We start from the raw sequence: 17,261 nt of genomic DNA, 5'->3' as shown, positions 1-17,261 counted from the left end.
AAATACATAATACATTTAGACTTTCTGGTATTATAGACTCGTGAATATGTTAGAATTTAAATTACACTCAGTAAGGAGACTTTTCTTTCCTTGATGAGTTATTTTAAAGATGTTCCAGGATGAGAGCATTAATGAATGAAGAGATAACACTTTGCCGATGACAGTCTATCAATAAATAATATTATGTAAAGGGAAGATGAGGTAGGATGGCGAAAAAGGTTAAAGAATACATTATTTTTTTATAAAATTAGTTATTCGTTGCAAAAATTTATGTTACAATTCCATCATACAAAACTGAAGTCCAATAAAGGGTGGGTATTATGCAGAATTATGGTTTACCAAAAAAACAGGGTCTTTACGATCCAGCATTAGAACATGATGCATGCGGTATGGGGTTTGTTGTTAATATTAAAGGGGAAAAGTCCCATGCCATAATAGATGAAGCCTTAACAGTATTGGAAAACTTGAGCCACAGAGGGGCAAGCGGAGCCGATGAAAATACAGGCGACGGTGCCGGAATAATGATCCAGATTCCCCATGAGTTTTTCAAAAGGGAATGTGAAGTACTGGGCTTTGATTTGCCTGAAAAAGGCAGCTATGGCGTAGGGATGGTATTTGCCCATAAGTATGAGGATTTCAGAAAAACTCAGATGGAAACCTTCGAGAAAATTGTTCAGGAGGAAGGGCAGAGAATCTTAGGTTGGAGAGAAGTTCCTATCGATATGACGACCATCGGCGAGGGCGCCAAGGCCGTAATGCCCAGGTTTGTCCAGGTTTTTATTGAAAAAGATGCCGGCGTATCGAACGGAATGGATTTCGAACGTAAGCTTTATATTATCAGAAAACGAGCAGAAAAAATTATTGCTCCGATGTGTGAGGACAAGGGCGGCACATTCTATATCTCCAGCCTTTCTGCAAAGACTATCGTCTATAAAGGAATGCTCACGGCAGAACAGCTTAGAAATTTCTACCTTGACCTAGCAGACCTTGATTTTGCCTCAGCACTTGCGATGGTCCATTCAAGGTTTAGCACCAACACCTTCCCGAGCTGGGAGAGAGCACATCCCAACCGATATCTCGTTCACAACGGCGAAATTAATACAATCAGAGGAAACGTCAATTGGATGAAGGCGAGACAGAAATGTATCGACTCACCCCTCTTTGATGACCTTTCTAAAGTATTTCCTATTGTCGATGAATCTGGCAGTGACTCGGCAATGTTTGATAACAGTCTGGAATTTCTTCACCTCACGGGGAGATCACTCCCTCACGCTGTGATGATGATGATTCCTGAGCCTTGGGAAAAAAATGAGTTAATGTCTAGGGAAAAAAAGGATTTTTATCGGTTTAATGACTTTTTAATGGAACCTTGGGATGGACCAGCGGCTATGGCCTTCACAGATGGTGTGGTTATCGGTGGAGTACTGGATAGAAATGGACTTCGGCCCTCTCGTTATTATGTAACAAAAGATGACAAGGTTGTTTTGGCTTCGGAAGTTGGAGTCATTGATATTAAGCCTGAAAATGTAAAATATAAAGGCCGGCTGGAACCGGGCAAAATGCTTCTGATCGATACCGAAGCGAAGAGAATTATCTCTGATGAAGAAATCAAGCAAAGTGTATCGAAATTACACCAGTATGCTGAATGGAATAAACGACATATCGTGAATCTCAGCGACCTGCCGGCCGAGCAAATAAAAGAAGAAAACGTAACAAAAGACTTGATCAAGCAGCAGAAAGCCTTCGGCTATACCTTTGAAGATATCACCAAAACTATTCAGCCTATGGCGATACAAGGTGTAGATCCGGTTGGAGCCATGGGTATGGATTCACCCTTAGCAGTGTTATCCGAGAAACCCCAGATGCTCTATCTTTATTTCAAACAACTGTTTGCTCAAGTAACCAATCCCCCGATCGACGGTATAAGAGAAGAAATTATTACGTCCAGCACCATCCTTCTTGGGGATACCGGAAACTTGCTGGATCCAGATCAGAGAAACTCTGCCAGTCTTTCCTTGGAGCATCCGATCTTAACCAATGAACAGTTAAATAGGATTAAACATCTCAATAATAACAAATTAAAAGCAGTTACCCTATCCATACTCTATAAAGTTTCCGAAGGACAAAAAGCTATGGAAAGGGCTCTGGACAAAGTTTTCCGAAATGCGGACCAAGCGATCAGCGAAGGTGCTAATATCATTATCCTCTCGGACCGAGGAGTCAATGAAGAGCTGGCGCCTATCCCCGCTCTCTTAGCTTCCTCTGGACTTCATCATCATATGATTAGGAAAGAGATCAGAACCAATATCGGTATCGTCCTGGAATCTGGAGAACCCAGGGAAGTTCATCATTTCTGTACTCTCATCGGTTATGGTGTTACAGCGATCAATCCTTATCTTGCCTACGAAACTCTGATGGATCTCTCGGAAAAAGGACTTTTGGACGGTCTGACTTATGAAGAGGCCAAAAAGAACTTTATTAAAGCTTCTGTGAAAGGTATTCTAAAAGTACTCACTAAGATGGGTATTTCGACCATGCGAAGCTACCACGGATCTCAAATCTTCGAGGCAGTAGGTCTGAGAAAAGATCTTATCGAGAAGTATTTTACGATGACACCTTCCAGAGTGGAAGGGATAGGGCTCGAAGAAATAGCGATCGAAAATCAAATGCGTCATGAAAGTGCTTATCTTGAAAATTCGCCGTATACGGACACCCTAGAAGTTGGCGGGTACTTCCAGTGCAAGGATGAGGGGGAAATCCACCTCTATAATCCCGAAACCATCTATATGCTTCAGAAAGCCTGCCGAGAAGGAAATTACTCTCTATATAAAGAGTTTTCTAAAAAGATTAATGAAGAAGTAGTCTATACGTTAAGGAACCTTCTTGATTTTAAAGTAAATACAGGGGATACAATCCCTGTTGAAGAAGTGGAATCCATTGATTCCATTGTCCGAAGATTTAAGACCGGGGCAATGTCTTACGGTTCCATCAGCAAAGAAGCTCATGAATGCTTAGCGATTGCCATGAATAGGCTGGGCGGTAAGAGCAATACTGGTGAAGGCGGAGAGGACACGGAACGGTTTACGATCATGGATAACGGTGACACCAAGAACAGCGCTATTAAGCAGGTTGCCTCAGGACGTTTTGGTGTGACCAGCAACTATCTTGTAAATGCCAAAGAAATTCAAATAAAAATGGCTCAGGGAGCAAAGCCCGGTGAAGGCGGTCAACTCCCAGGACGTAAAGTTTATCCGGAAATAGCCAAAGTTAGGCACTCAACGCCAGGTGTCGACCTTATATCGCCGCCGCCGCATCATGATATCTATTCGATTGAAGATTTGGCAGAGCTTATTCACGACCTGAAGAATGCTAACAAGGAAGCTAGGATCAGCGTCAAGCTTGTTTCTGAAGTGGGTGTCGGAACCATTGCTGCCGGGGTAGCAAAAGGAAAAGCGGACGTTATTCTGATTAGCGGTTACGATGGCGGAACCGGGGCATCTCCGAGAACAAGTATTAAAAATGCAGGCCTTCCTTGGGAGCTTGGGCTTGCCGAGACTCATCAGACCTTGGTTCTCAACAAGCTAAGAGATAGAGTGATTGTTGAAACCGACGGAAAGCTGCTTTCGGGCAGAGATGTAGTTATTGCAGCTATGCTTGGTGCTGAGGAATACGGATTTGCCACAACCCCTCTTATTGCTATTGGATGTGTCATGATGAGGGTTTGTAACCTGAACACCTGTCCGGTAGGAATAGCAACTCAAGATAAAAATTTAAGGAAAAACTTTACGGGGAAACCCGAATTTGTTGAGAACTTCATGCGTTTTGTGGCTCAAGAAATGCGTGAAATTATGGCGAAACTGGGATTCAGGACTGTAGATGAAATGGTTGGACGGACAGACAGACTGAAGACTAAAGAAACCATAAAAAATTGGAAAGCTTCTAATCTTGATCTATCCCAAATTCTCTATCAGCCCTATGCAGGTGCCGATGTCGGTCGATTTAACGCCCAGTCCCAGAACCATATGCTGGAGAAATCCCTCGATATTAAAAAACTCCTCAGAATGTGCAAACCAGCCTTGGAGAACCAGAAGTCTATCCGGGCCAAACTAAAGATTAATAATGTTGATCGGGTTGTGGGAACCATCGTCGGTAGCGAAATCTCCAGGAGATACGGTGAAAACGGGCTTCCTGAGGACACAATCAAGCTTACGTTTGTAGGCTCAGCCGGACAAAGCTTTGGAGCATTTATTCCCCGAGGGATGTCTCTTGAGCTGGAAGGAGATGCCAACGATTATTTAGGAAAGGGACTTTCCGGCGGTAAAATTGCCGTGTATCCCCCAGAACTTCTGATTACGAGCCTGAGAAAAATATCCTCATTGGAAACGTGGCCTTCTACGGTGCAACCTCTGGAGAAGCCTATATCAATGGGATTGCCGGAGAACGGTTCTGTGTGAGAAACAGCGGAGCTAAGGCGGTAGTTGAGGGTGTAGGTGACCATGGCTGTGAATATATGACGGGCGGTAAAGTAGTTGTCTTGGGCAAAACAGGAAGAAACTTTGCAGCAGGAATGTCAGGCGGAGTTGCGTATATCTTAGACTTCGACGATATATACTGCAATAAGTCGATGGTGTCGTTGGAAAAAATTGAATCTAATGAGGAAATGAATGAAATCAAGGGTATGATTGAAAAACATGTTGAGCATACCGGCAGTCCACAAGGCAAGAGGATTCTTGATGACTGGACAAGTTATTCGGTAAGATTCACCAAAGTAATACCTAAAGATTACAAACGTATGCTTGAAAACATTGATAGGGCTCATAAGGCGGGCTTAAGCGGTGAAGAGGCCTTGATGGTCGCGTTCGAAGAGCATTTTAAAAATTAAAGGACAAAGGATTAAGGTGGGACTTAACAATGGGAAAAGCAACTGGATTTTTAGAGTATGAAAGAATAAATCCGAAGAAACGATCTCCAGAAGACAGAATTAAGGACTGGGATGAACTAAAGCTCCCTCAGGACCCTGAGGTTATAAAAATTCAGGGTGCGAGGTGCATGAACTGCGGGGTTCCTTTCTGCCAGGGCGGGGTGCTGTTAAATGGAATGGCCTCAGGATGTCCTCTTCATAATCTTATTCCTGAGTGGAATGAGCTAGTTTATAAAGGACAATGGGAGGAAGCTTACAAAAGGCTGTCCAGAACCAGCCCTTTCCCAGAATTCACGTCAAGAGTCTGCCCTGCGCCATGTGAAGGCGCCTGTACAGAAGGTTATATTATGGAATCTGTAACAGTTAACAGTCTTGAATATGAAATTATTGAGAAGGCCTTTGCCGAAGGCTGGGTCCTGCCGAAAAAGGCCAAAAAGACAGGGAAGAAAATCGCGATTGTCGGTTCTGGCCCATCAGGGATGTCAGCAGCTTATTATTTGAATGCAGTTGGGCATGACGTGACAGTGTATGAAAGAAACGACAGACCTGGCGGATTGATGATGTACGGTATTCCTAACATGAAGCTTGAAAAACGAATTGTTGAAAGACGTATCAAGTTAATGGAGGCCTCTGGAATCCAATTTGTTCTGGATACCGAAATAGGCAAAGACATTCGTGCTCAGGATCTGGTTGATCAGTATGATGCAGTTGTCCTGTGTGCTGGTGCAGCCAAGGCAAGGGGACTTGATGTTGAAGGAAAGGAACTTAAGGGGGTTTACTTTGCGGTGGATTTCCTGAAGGCCAATACTAAAAGCCTTCTCGATTCCGATCTTAAAGATGGCAATTATATTAACGCAAAGGACAAGAATGTCATTATCATTGGCGGAGGGGATACAGGGACAGACTGTGTCGCTACATCCATACGTCATGGCTGTAAAAGCGTCCAGCAGTTCGAAATAATGCCTGAACCACCAGAAAAAAGAAGAGAAGAATCTAACCCCTGGCCGGAATGGCCGATAAAGCTTAAAGTCGACTATGGTCAGGAAGAGGCAATCAGTCTCTATGGAAAAGACCCCAGAAATTACCTCATATCTACTAAAAAAATTGTTGGAAATGAGAACGGTGAGGTTAAGGAAGTTCATACTGTAGAAATTACTTGGGTTAAGAATGCTTCAGGGAGGATGGTTCCCCAGGAGGTTCCAGGGAGTGAAAAAGTTTGGGAAGCCGACCTTGTGCTGCTTGCCATGGGCTTTTTGGGCCCGGAAGATACGATACCCAATGAGCTTAAGTTGGAGAGAGATTCCAGAAGTAATGTCAAAGCTGATTATGAGGTTTTTGAGACCAATGTCGAGAAGGTATTTACTGCAGGCGACATGAGAAGAGGGCAAAGCCTTATCGTCTGGGCTATCCAGGAAGGAAAGCTTGCGGCGAGGGAAGTTGATAAATACCTCATGGGTAAAAGCGTGATTTAATAGAAACGATACTATCCCTCAGGCGTAATTGTTTGAGGGGATTTTTTTAAATCCAATTGTTCATAAATTCACAGATTTCCAAATAGTATTGAAAATCAAGACTCAACAACATGCCCTTCATGGATGGGTCTTTGAGGAGGTAACTATGTGATGAATTATGTTATCGTGGGTAATTCTACGGCGGCGATCGGAACGGTTGAAGGGATTCGCAGTGTTGACACTCAAGGTACGATTACATTAATTTCGGATGAGCCCCATCGTACCTATTCGCGTCCCCTAATGTCTTACTATCTCTCAGGAAAAATTCCAGAAGCTAAAATGTATTACCGCTCCAAAGATTATTATGAACGTTTGGACATCATCCCAAGACTCGGCGAAAGAGTCAGTGCTTTGAGACTGGAAGAAAAAATGCTAGTCCTGGAATCTGGAGAAACTATCCCCTATGATCGTTTAATGTTAGCGACTGGTGGAAAGCCGATTGTTCCTCTAATACCTGGTCGAGATTTTAAGGGCGTTCACACTTTTATAAAATGGGATGATGTCCTTGGATTGGAAAAAGTGCTTAAAACGGGAAGCCGTGTTATCGTTATGGGTGCAGGCGTTAATGGTTTGAAGGCTGTAGAGGCTTTGATCAAATGTGGGGTTGAGGTTACTGTTGTTGAAATCAACAACCAGGTATTGAGCGCAATTTTAGATGAAACAGCTGCAGCATTAGTTCAAAAAACTTTGGAGAACCATGGAGTTAAGTTCTGCTTGAATACGACAGTGACAGAGATATTTGCTAAGAAGGGAGCCGTTTCTGGAGTGTGTTTGCAAGATGGGATTACCTTAGATTGCGAGCAAGTTGTGATCACTATCGGGATAAGTCCGAATGTTGATCTGGCCGAAACGACGGAAATTAAATTGAACCGTGGGATTCTCGTCGATGAACATATGGCTACGAGCGTTGCTGATGTTTATGCTGCAGGAGATGTCGCCGAAGTGTACGATTCTCTTTATCGGGAACGTCGAGTATTGCCTGTTATACCTAATACTTATAAACAAGGGTTCAACGCCGGCATGAATATGGCAGGAAAGGCTCAGTCGTATGGAGGCAGTTTCGCCATGGTTTCTATTGGTTTCTTCGATCTTCCGATAATTACTTCGGGAATTGTCAAGCCCAAAGGGGAAGGGTTCACTGAGCTGATCGATACGTCCTCAGAGGGCTACCGCAAAGTAGTCTTACGTGAGGGGCAGATTGTAGGTTATCTTGTCTTAAATAAGGTCGATTGTGCTGGAAACTTGGCTAGTCTTATGGAAAAAGAAATAGATGTGCGAGACTTTCAGCAAGACTTGTTCAAAGAAGATTTTAACTATGCTAATATTCTTCAGGGTTATAGGCAAGAACAGTAATGCTAGGGTAAAATTAATGTTTTGCAGAAAAAGTGCAACTTTAGCATAAAACCCTTAGCGGGGACATAAGTTCTGGCAAAGGGGGAAGTGCCATGGCCTCATTGGATCTGACAACTTGGATGAGTTACGCTTTTTTCATGCTCTGCCTGATACTCGGCTGGGGTGCTGCTGGTGTCTTGGATTACGATGGCATATTACGTCGCTCAACGTCTCGTTTTGGACGGCTTCTTTTGCGTTTTGGCGTGACTCTAGTGCTAGCTGAGGGATTTCGGCTTTTTCTTAGCTTTGCAATTGGTCCGCTGTTGGATATGTTTGTTAATCAGAGCATTAATGGTTTTAAAGCGTTCTAAAAAACTTACGCATATTCAAAAACAATGTTCTTAATTATAGATGAGCAACTAGGCGCCTGCCTACGCCAAAACCAACAAGTGTCAAGATAGTACTTCAGGTACCACCAAGTTTTTTATTTTGAATTTATATTACGGATGAATTGCTTCAGAAGGAAGTTTTTGAGCACTCCATTAAACATGATAGAATAAGGAGAACAAGCGTAGTTCATTTGGTATGATGATTATGCAGAAGGGGAACGATGTTTGGAAAGTGAAGCTGCAATCATAGAACTACTTAACAAAATGAACGAACGTTTCGATAAACGACTTGATGAAATGGAAAAATATCAGGAAAGAATGAAAACTATGATGGGCGAAATGAGCCGAGATATAAAAAGACTAGTAAAAATGTAGAGCTTTTAGCCGAAGGTCAAAAAGCTCACCGCGAAGAAAACGATTAGACAATTCACCTCAATAAGGCGTTCCGAAAAAGAAAGATTTTCACTTTTAGAAAATGCCCTAAGACTTACTAATTTGGAACTGCAAAAAGCGAAATAGGGGATAGAACAATGAGCAGCCGGTTAAGGCTGCTGAATTTATTAGCAGCATTATACGCATCTAACGCGCATAGCTCGAGCGTCTTAGAAATAAAGGATGATTTAGAAGGAATATCGAAAGAAGTTCTAGAATTCATTGCTTAATGAAGACCATTTGAGAAAGGAAGATGAAAAGGTGAGCATTTTTACAGTTGATCAAGCAAAATGCAAACAAGATGGTATCTGTGCCAAAGAATGTCCGGCTAGAATTATAAAATTTTTGGATAAGAACTCATTTCCTAGCCTTCTTGATAGGGCCGAGGAAAGCTGTCTTCAATGCGGGCACTGTGTGGCTGTGTGTCCCCATGGCGCTTTAATTCTCAACAATCAGAGTATTGAAGAGGCTCCTCTGATTCAAAAGGATTTATTGCCGAATTCTGAAAGCATCAAGGAATTCTTGACAGCTAGGCGTTCTATTCGCAGGTACAAGCAGGATGTGGTTAGCCACGAAATCTTGGAAGAACTTGTTGGTTTGGGTTCTTACGCTCCCACAGGGCATAACAAACAACAGGTGTACTGGACGGTCTTTGAGAATCCTGACAAGGTCAAGGAGCTCGTGCCTTTAGTAATCGACTGGGCTAAATTAATAGCTCAAAAGATCTCAGATTCGGATATTGCGAAAGGCATGGAGAACTTAGCTTTGGCTTGGGAAAAAGGGGAAGACCCCATACTGCGCGGGGCACCACACTTGGTTATGGTGCATTCCCAGGCTGATCTGCCCACAGCCCATGCTGACTGTGTGATCGCTTTAACGTATCTGGAACTATATGCTGCTTCTAAAGGTTTAGGAACGTGCTGGGCAGGCTATCTCACATCAGCTGCTAATGTATTTCCGCCGCTGCGCGAAGCTTTGGGTCTGCCGGAAGGACATCGATGTTTTGGTGCCGTGATGCTCGGATATCCGCAGCATAAATACTATCGCCGCCCTAAGCGAAACGCGCCCTTAGTTACTTGGCAGTAAAGAGTTTACCTCTTGAATCTTATCAGGTTCAAGAGGTTTCTCTTTGGAGAGTTCTCTTTGGAAGGTAAGAAACTCATCAAAACTCGTTTAACTCTGTGCATTTTTGGTTGATAATACTAATGAGCGTGCTACAATGAAAAGATAATAATTAAAGGAGTAGCTATGAAACGAACATGGCGTTTTTGGGTTGCCTTATGGGTAGGTAAGCTCATCACGGTTGGTTTACAAGTCAGCGGGAAAAAAGGGACAACCTTACCCGGAAAAATAGCACAATGGATTGACCCAGAGATTATGAAACACTTAGGTATGAGCTATACGGAAGGAATCGTGATGGTCACTGGCACAAATGGTAAAACAACGACTGCGAATCTTCTAGCAAGTATCTTGCGGAAGGCAGGGAAATCGTTTGCGTTTAATCAGGCAGGAGCAAATCTCGTAACGGGTATTTCGGGTGCCTTGATTCAAAATACCCACTGGAGTGGGTCATCACGGACAAGGTTAGCTTTGTTGGAAGTTGATGAGGCCACCGTTCCCAAATTTTGTGAACAAGTAACTCCCAGTTTGGCCATTGTAACCAACTTTTTTCGTGATCAACTAGACCGTTATGGGGAGTTGGATACTACGGTACGTATGGTCAGGAAGTCTCTTTCACAAGAGACTATGCTTATACTTAATGCGGATGATCCTTTAGTTGCCCAATTTGGTTCAACTCATTCACGAACTTGTTTTTATGGAGTCGAGTCGACGCCCGATAGCCGAGACGAAAGTTATGAAACAAGGGAGGCAAAGTTTTGTCCCGCTTGTGGTAATGAGCTCGATTATAAGCTTTTTCATTATGGGCAATTAGGGATTTTTTATTGTAATGGATGCGGATTTCATCGTCCGGAGCCCGAGGTTTTGGCTCAGAACGTACTTTCCGAAGAAGGGTTGCTGCGCTTTCACGTTGGTAGGACCACTTTTTCCACCGCTATACAAGGGTATTATAACCTTTATAACGCGTTAGCAGCTCTGACAGCAGCCCGTCAACTTGGAGTAGATGACCATTTGATAGAAAAAGGGTTGAGCGAGTTTGTGCCTCAGGCCGGACGCATGGAGCGGTTTTGCCTTTCTGAAGGCGACGCTACTCTAACCCTAGTTAAAAATCCAACTGGGTTTAATCAAGTGATTCAAACGATGCTTAGTAGCGATAAACCCCTGCGTATCTTGATTGGAATTAATGATTTAGCTGCTGATGGGCGGGATATTTCTTGGCTTTGGGATGTCAACTTTGAACGTCTTGGAGCGCACGCAGAACGAATTCAGCAAGTGGTCTGTTCTGGACTTCGGGCAGAGGACATGGCCTTAAGACTTAAATATGCCGGAATTCCCGAAGAAAAAATTCTCATTGAACATACCTTAATTGCAGCACTTAATTTATTGCAAAGTGATCGCCAGGGGAGCGAAGCTGCTTTTATTTTACCTACCTACACGCTGCTTTTCCCACTGCGTGACATTCTGGAAGAGCGTAAGAAGGTAATAGGTTCGGCTAGTGTAAAAGACAATACACGCAGAGAGGAGGCCAGTACGTGAAGCTGACGATTTGTCATCTATATCCTGATTTGCTCGATCTTTATGGAGACCGGGGAATATTTTAGCCTTGGCTGCCCGCTGTCAATGGCGGGGGATTGAACCTGAAATTCAACAGGCTTCCTTAGGGGAAGACCTGGATTTTATGGGAATGGATATACTGTTCCTTGGCGGAGGATCAGATCGCGAACAGGGCTTGCTCGTTCAAGACCTAATGCGCCGAGAAAATGAGCTTAGGATGGCTATCGAAAATGGGCTTGTAGTTCTGGCCATCTGCGGCGGCTATCAAATGTTAGGAAACTATTACCAGATGGCGAATGGGGAGAAGATTCCAGGGCTAGGTATTTTAGATCTTTGCACGATTGCCGGGTCAAAACGTTTAATTGGAAATGTTGTTGTAGAACTGTACGGGAGCACTCTATCCGTTGGAAGAGACAACCCGTTATCGGAAGAACCTGGGCAGAAATTGAAAACCTTGGTCGGCTTTGAAAACCACTCAGGGAAAACTCAACTTGGTGAAGGGCTTAAGCCTTTGGGCAAAGTCTTAGTTGGTCACGGCAACAATGATCAGGATCAGGCGGAAGGGGTTAGATACCGCAATGTCTTCGGTACGTATTTGCATGGACCTCTTTTGCCTAAGAATCCACATCTTACAGATTTACTGTTGGAACTTGCGCTTTTAAGGCGAGGTTTAAATAGCCGTCTGATGGCATTGAACGATCGCTTGGAAAACCTTGCCCATGATGCCATGGTAGCCAGACTTCTGAAGCAAGCATAAATTCTATCCGATTTTCGATGTTGCGCAAAAAATCAGTATATCAAGTGTGCTATACTGGCATACTATCATTAGAAACAACAATTTTCCTCGAAAAATCAAGCAACATCATAAGCTACCATAATTTACATGCCCAAACACAGCCATTTTCGAGGTGATTTAGCTTATTTACTCTTTAAGTTCGTTGACACTTTTTTGTATTATTGTCTATAATAGAGTATAGCTTTGGCTAAAAGACTTGGGGGTGCTAATGTGGCAGAGAGTAAGCGGATTATGATCAGTTTGCCGGAAAGTTTGCTTGCGGAAGTGGACGGAATCGTCACAGTAGAAAAACGCAACCGCAGCGAATTTATCCGAGAAGCACTCAACAGCATTCTTCACGAACGTCGAAAAAAAGGAATTCATGAACAAATGCGTAAAGGGTATATCGAAATGGCGCAGCTGAATCTATCAATAGCTAGGGAGCTGTTTTCAACGGAACAAGAAGTATTAGAGTACTATGAAGAAACGATGGTGGAGTGTCGGAGATGATCATAAAGCGCGGGGAAATTTATTATGCAGAGCTAAACCCCGTTGTCGGCTCAGAACAGGGAGGAACACGCCCGGTCCTCGTGATTCAAAACGACATAGGGAATCAATTCAGTCCAACCACAATTATTGCTGCGATTACATCACAAATTGCCAAGGCAAAGTTACCTACTCATGTTGAAGTAAGAGCGAGACGCAGCGGTTTAGAACGAGATTCTGTCATTCTTACTGAACAGATTCGGACCATTGATAAAAGTCGCCTTAAGGAAAAAGTGACGGTTCTTGATGAAGAGGTCATGCTTAGGGTGGACCAAGCCATTGAAATTAGTCTAGGGTTGGCTGATATTTAATATGTTTGAACACGAGGCAGCGTAGCGGCGATGACCGACGCTGTTTTTGTATTGTAAAGGGAGGAGATAAGAACGATGGGAAGACCGGTGATAGGAATAACAGCGGCTCATTGTACTGAGGAATTAAAGACATTCCCTCGGGCCTTTTATATTGACAGTATTAGAAAAGCGGGGGGAATTCCAATAGTTTTGCCTCCAGTTCAAAGCCGTGATGAGGGTATAGAAGTTTTGGATCTTGTGGATGGCTTGTTGTTAACCGGTGGAGGGGACATTTCTCCTACTTACTTAAATGAAGACCCTTTGCGAGGGATTGGGGCTTGTATACCTGAAAGGGATCTGGGTGAACTATTACTAAGTGAACTTGCTTTGCGGAAGGATTTACCTATCCTGGGAATATGCCGAGGAATACAGGTTTTAGCGATTTCCGCAGGTGGGAAGATCTATCAGGATATTCCAAGCCAGCATCCAGAGGCAATTCAACATAATCAAACTGCGCCGCGGCAATATACCTGGCACAAGGTTGACATTGACCAAAAATCACTGCTTTTCAGGCTGCTTGGTGAGAAGAAAATTGGAGTCAATAGCCTCCACCATCAAGCTGTCCGAGAGGTTCCCCCGGGTTTCCAATCTAACGCGATGGCGATGGATGGTATCATTGAGGGGATTGAAAAACTTAACGCAAAGTTTTGCCTTGGAGTCCAGTGGCACCCTGAAAGTATGACGGAAACAGAGCAGCACAGCGGAGCGCTATTTCACGGGTTTGTAGAAGCGTGTCGATAGGGCTTTAGAAGTTCTGAAAACCCAACACGATACTTTAAATAGAATCAAAGGAAGAGGGAAAGCAACGCTTTCCCTCTTCCTTTTTTTGAAAACTACCTGCCTAACAAGTTTATTATTAAACTTGTCGGTCCATAGCAGGCGTTTTCCCATTTTTGGTTGCGTTTTATGACGCAATCTCAATGTCAGCTCGTCATTAGTTTAGCCTATGGTAAAGTTCTTGTCAACTTAATCAAAGACGAAATTCTCATTTAATACGAATGAGATAAAAGATATCCTCGATTCATAAGAAATTCACAGGTCATTCATGAGATTATCGTATCCGAGGGTTACACTTAGATCATTAAGAGCAGACAATAACTAAAAGAATTTTGAGGAGGATATACCATGAAGAAATTGAGCAAAAGAATTACGGCAATCTTAGGAACTGCAACGTTAGCTGTAGGGTTAATGGCTGTGCCGGTTTTGGCCGGAACAAATCAACGCCAAGAGAGTGGAGGGCTAGCGGAGATGCAGAACGCGATGCAAACAGGGAGTATCCAAACGATGCAAGAATTCATGAATTCAGACTCGGTTGTAAAAGCTCAGAATGGGCAAGATAACCTTGCCAGAATGAATCAATTTATGAATCAGAATGGAACTATGATGAAGGTTAAGAGAACTGGAACTTTGGATAACAATACTATGATGGGTTGGAGCAGATAAACTGTTTCGCAAAGAAATTACAAATGGGAGAGATCAAACATGATGTTGGCTTTAATCATCTTAGTCATTGTCGCTTATTACGCTTTTAATTCATCACATTCCGGGGGATCATGCTTCAAAGGCCACCTAGCTCACGGGCACATTCCCTTGGATATATTGGATGAACGATACGCACGTGGTGAGATTAATCGCGAGGAGTACATGGAGAGGAAGCTAGAACTCTCAGGGCAGAAACAGTTAGTGTCTCTAAAAAAATAATAGGTTACTGATTGTACTATAGATTAAACTTACAGATTTGCTAACTTTGATTGAATGAAAAAGGAGGAATGTTACATGATGGGTAGTTGGGGACATATGTTCGGAGGCTGGGGAAATGGTTATGGATACGGCGGCTATGGCGGCATGGGTATGATGGGGTTCGTTATGCCGCTTATCTTCGGGATCGGGATTATCTTACTGGCAATTTACGCCTTTCGTCGTAATGGGTCAAGGCTTCATACGGGAGAATTTAGCAGGCATAATGCTGCTTTAGATATCCTGCGTGAGCGCTATGCGCGAGGTGAGATAGATACTGCTGAATATCAAAGCCGAAAACAAGATTTAGAGAGTCGATAGTTATATTTGGTGATTAAAAAGAGCAGTTGCTTTACGTTAGCGACTGCTCTTTAAACGTTATTCAGGAAGTTTTGGTCTATCCAATCTAATAATTCCTGGGGACAGTTAACAGTCAGCCCAGTATTAGTTTTGGCTTTTTTAACAAGTACGATTTCTATGCCAAGTTCTAGCGCCGCTGAAATTTTCGTATCCGTCCCCCCAGCAAGACCGCTGTCTCGGGTTAAGAGAATATCTGCGCCATAAAACTTAAAGAGGGCTCGATTGATTTCTTTAGAAAATGGACCTTGCATAGCGACGATATCTCGAGCATGAATGCCAATTTCATGGCATTTTTGAACTAAGCGACCTTCTGGTAAAATACGCACAACCAGACGAACGGAAGAGGCAAAGGAACTTGTAACAATACTCTGCAACTGATGGCTTCCGGTTGTAATAAACATCGTAATCGGCCGACCTTTTTGCTGACGTAACACGTCAACGCGTTGTCCAATTTGGATTAACGCCTCTTCCCAATTGTAAACCGGAAAAATTAAGGGGCTTGAGGGAACTTTGATTTCTGGCCTTTCCAATCGAATATAAGGAATCCTCCGATCCTCACAATATCGCCGTAAGGGGGTCAATCTAAGACTAGTAGAGGGATGGCAAGCGTCAATAACTAATGAAGGGTTCGACATGTCTGTCTCTTCAGACCAACTCTGCCTTTGAATTACCTCAAGTCCTCTAGCTCTTAATTGTATTCTAAGCTCACGTGCCGCCTCAGATTCCCCTAATAGAATAATCATTGATCGTTGACCTCCATGCTGAATCCAGATATCTAATTGAGCTGCGGGCACCGGGTCGTCCTTCAATTGATAATATCATGATTGAAGTAAGTTTGTATAGTAGCCATAATTAGTTTGGCTCTTTGGGAAGCTGAACAATAAACTCTGTCTCCTGTCCGATTTTGCTTCGTGCAGCGACGGTGCCTTTGTGTAGAATTACGATTTGCTTGACCAAGGCGAGACCAATTCCTATTCCTCCTGTTTCGCGGGTTCGTGATTTGTCGGTCCGATAAAATCGTTCAAATATAAAGGGAAGATCCTTTTCAGAGATGCCGAGTCCGGTATTTTTGATCCTGATTTCACTAGAATCAGAGGTTGACGTAAGCATAATCGTTACTTGCCCACCAATATTTGAATACCGATAGGCATTGTGAACAAGATTGTAAAAGAGCCTGGTCAAAAGTCGCCCATCTCCTGACATTGTCACGGGTTCTGCAGGAGGGCTCCAATTCAAGGTTAATTGTTTTTCCTGGATCAGAGGATAGAGACTATGAATCACCTTTTCCAGAAGGTTTTTTATGTCCACAGGCTCGGAGATAGGCTTTAAAGCACCAATTTCCGCCACATTTAAATCTTTCAGGTCACTGGTGAGATCAACTAAGCGATCAATTTCCTCGTGGATGGAGGAAAGATTTTCTTGATCAGCCGGCAAGACGTTGTCTTGGAAGGCTTCGATATAGCTTTTAATCGAGGTTAAGGGAGTGCGTAGTTCGTGGACAATATCAGCGGTAAACTGCTTGCGAAGGGTTTCTTGGTGATGGAGATTATCGACCATCACGTTAAAGGCGTTAGCTAATTGTCCTACTTCATCGTTTGCTTGAATTACAACGCGCTCATCAAAGTGTCCTTGGCCAATTTGGCCGGCAGCTTGAGTTAAGCGTTTTAGAGGCGAAGCGAGACGACGACTTGTAAAATAGCTGAGGATTATTCCGAATAACAGCGCTAATCCTCCGGCGAAGAGGAGAGAATAAAAGACTGAGGACTGGAAGAGAACATCTTGGGGGTTAAGAATCAGGCTGGTCGCAGGGTAGCGGACGAGGGCGGTGGCTAATGTACCCTCTGGTCCAGATACGGTTAACTTTTTTGTTTTCCAGTTTGTGGGAGAAGATGACATTGTTCCCCCCATCCCCATCCCCATACCGCCTTGATTGTGCATCATGCCGTCCATAGGGTTGTTTAGTGTAGCTATGAGCTTCCCACTTGGATCTGTCAATGTTACACTTGTACCGACTGGGAGGGAATCGGCGATCTCACCCAGAACGGCCGGGTCCCAAGTGCCTTTGTTAAGATAAAGGGCACTTAAGCGAGAAGGCAACTGTTCCAAGGCCGTTTCATTGGTCTTGGCGAGATAATCGCTGAACTGCTGATGAAATACAATATTTACAGCAATTATACTGAGAGTCAGAGTGATAAGTGTGATAATCAGGGTAGAGAGAAATAGTTTTTTACGCAT

15 protein-coding genes and 2 pseudogenes are annotated in these 17,261 nt (G+C 43.4%); 15 read left to right on the top strand and 2 right to left on the bottom strand.

The features are described 5' to 3' along the window. Positions 1 to 320: 320 nt before the first annotated feature. The 15 genes and pseudogenes from gltB to VZF35_RS10340 all read left to right on the top strand — a co-directional run bounded on the left by gltB (position 321) and on the right by VZF35_RS10340 (position 14,987). Positions 321 to 4,882, top strand: a pseudogene (gene gltB, locus VZF35_RS10410) (glutamate synthase large subunit). 29 nt (positions 4,883 to 4,911) lie between these two features. Next, entirely contained in the window at positions 4,912 to 6,393 is a 1,482-nt protein-coding gene (locus VZF35_RS10405) for a glutamate synthase subunit beta (RefSeq protein WP_407313370.1), read from the top strand. A gap of 150 nt (positions 6,394 to 6,543) precedes the next feature. Then, entirely contained in the window at positions 6,544 to 7,785 is a 1,242-nt protein-coding gene (locus tag VZF35_RS10400; protein WP_407314571.1) for an NAD(P)/FAD-dependent oxidoreductase, read from the top strand. 92 nt (positions 7,786 to 7,877) lie between these two features. Further along, the gene (locus VZF35_RS10395) at positions 7,878 to 8,135 is read left to right on the top strand and encodes a hypothetical protein (RefSeq protein ID WP_407313368.1); all 258 of its coding nucleotides are present in this window, start codon (positions 7,878 to 7,880) and stop codon (positions 8,133 to 8,135) included. 243 nt (positions 8,136 to 8,378) lie between these two features. Beyond that, a complete protein-coding gene (locus VZF35_RS10390; protein ID WP_407313367.1) occupies positions 8,379 to 8,528 on the top strand; it encodes a hypothetical protein in 150 nt (49 codons plus the stop codon). Between the two features lie 155 nt (positions 8,529 to 8,683). After that, complete coding sequence (locus VZF35_RS10385) at positions 8,684 to 8,815, top strand: hypothetical protein (RefSeq protein WP_407313365.1); 132 nt, start codon at positions 8,684 to 8,686, stop codon at positions 8,813 to 8,815. A 31-nt stretch (positions 8,816 to 8,846) separates the two neighbouring features. Beyond that, the gene (locus VZF35_RS10380) at positions 8,847 to 9,671 is read left to right on the top strand and encodes a nitroreductase family protein (RefSeq protein WP_407313363.1); all 825 of its coding nucleotides are present in this window, start codon (positions 8,847 to 8,849) and stop codon (positions 9,669 to 9,671) included. A gap of 162 nt (positions 9,672 to 9,833) precedes the next feature. Continuing rightward, positions 9,834 to 11,240, top strand: coding sequence for a MurT ligase domain-containing protein (locus tag VZF35_RS10375; RefSeq protein ID WP_407313361.1), 1,407 nt, complete (start codon positions 9,834 to 9,836; stop codon positions 11,238 to 11,240). Further along, positions 11,237 to 12,015, top strand: a pseudogene (locus tag VZF35_RS10370) (type 1 glutamine amidotransferase). The gene VZF35_RS10375 and the pseudogene VZF35_RS10370 overlap by 4 nt, the downstream one beginning before the upstream one ends. A 249-nt stretch (positions 12,016 to 12,264) precedes the next feature. Further along, on the top strand, positions 12,265 to 12,543 hold the full coding sequence (locus VZF35_RS10365; protein ID WP_407313359.1) for a CopG family ribbon-helix-helix protein: 279 nt from the start codon (positions 12,265 to 12,267) through the stop codon (positions 12,541 to 12,543). Further along, on the top strand, positions 12,540 to 12,890 hold the full coding sequence (locus VZF35_RS10360; RefSeq protein WP_014825820.1) for a type II toxin-antitoxin system PemK/MazF family toxin: 351 nt from the start codon (positions 12,540 to 12,542) through the stop codon (positions 12,888 to 12,890). Before VZF35_RS10365 ends, VZF35_RS10360 begins: the two co-directional genes overlap by 4 nt. A gap of 75 nt (positions 12,891 to 12,965) precedes the next feature. Beyond that, positions 12,966 to 13,670, top strand: coding sequence for a gamma-glutamyl-gamma-aminobutyrate hydrolase family protein (locus VZF35_RS10355; protein WP_407313357.1), 705 nt, complete (start codon positions 12,966 to 12,968; stop codon positions 13,668 to 13,670). A 384-nt stretch (positions 13,671 to 14,054) separates the two neighbouring features. Next, a complete protein-coding gene (locus VZF35_RS10350; protein WP_407313355.1) occupies positions 14,055 to 14,372 on the top strand; it encodes a hypothetical protein in 318 nt (105 codons plus the stop codon). A 39-nt stretch (positions 14,373 to 14,411) separates the two neighbouring features. Continuing rightward, positions 14,412 to 14,630 carry an SHOCT domain-containing protein gene (locus VZF35_RS10345; protein WP_407313353.1) on the top strand — a complete coding sequence of 73 codons (219 nt, stop codon included), beginning with the start codon at positions 14,412 to 14,414 and terminating at the stop codon, positions 14,628 to 14,630. A 75-nt stretch (positions 14,631 to 14,705) separates the two neighbouring features. Beyond that, complete coding sequence (locus VZF35_RS10340) at positions 14,706 to 14,987, top strand: SHOCT domain-containing protein (RefSeq protein WP_407313351.1); 282 nt, start codon at positions 14,706 to 14,708, stop codon at positions 14,985 to 14,987. 50 nt (positions 14,988 to 15,037) lie between these two features. Here VZF35_RS10340 and VZF35_RS10335 read toward each other — a convergent pair whose 3' ends face one another. Beyond that, positions 15,038 to 15,769, bottom strand: coding sequence for a precorrin-6A/cobalt-precorrin-6A reductase (locus VZF35_RS10335; protein ID WP_407313349.1), 732 nt, complete (start codon positions 15,767 to 15,769; stop codon positions 15,038 to 15,040). Positions 15,770 to 15,878: 109 nt separating this feature from the next. After that, the gene (locus tag VZF35_RS10330) at positions 15,879 to 17,261 is read right to left on the bottom strand and encodes a sensor histidine kinase (protein ID WP_407313347.1); all 1,383 of its coding nucleotides are present in this window, start codon (positions 17,259 to 17,261) and stop codon (positions 15,879 to 15,881) included.

It is taken from the genome of Desulfosporosinus paludis (assembly GCF_045689965.1).
GTDB lineage: Bacteria > Bacillota > Desulfitobacteriia > Desulfitobacteriales > Desulfitobacteriaceae > Desulfosporosinus > Desulfosporosinus paludis.
Note: the sequence above shows the minus strand (reverse complement) of the source record. Positions and strands in the feature narration are given on the sequence as shown.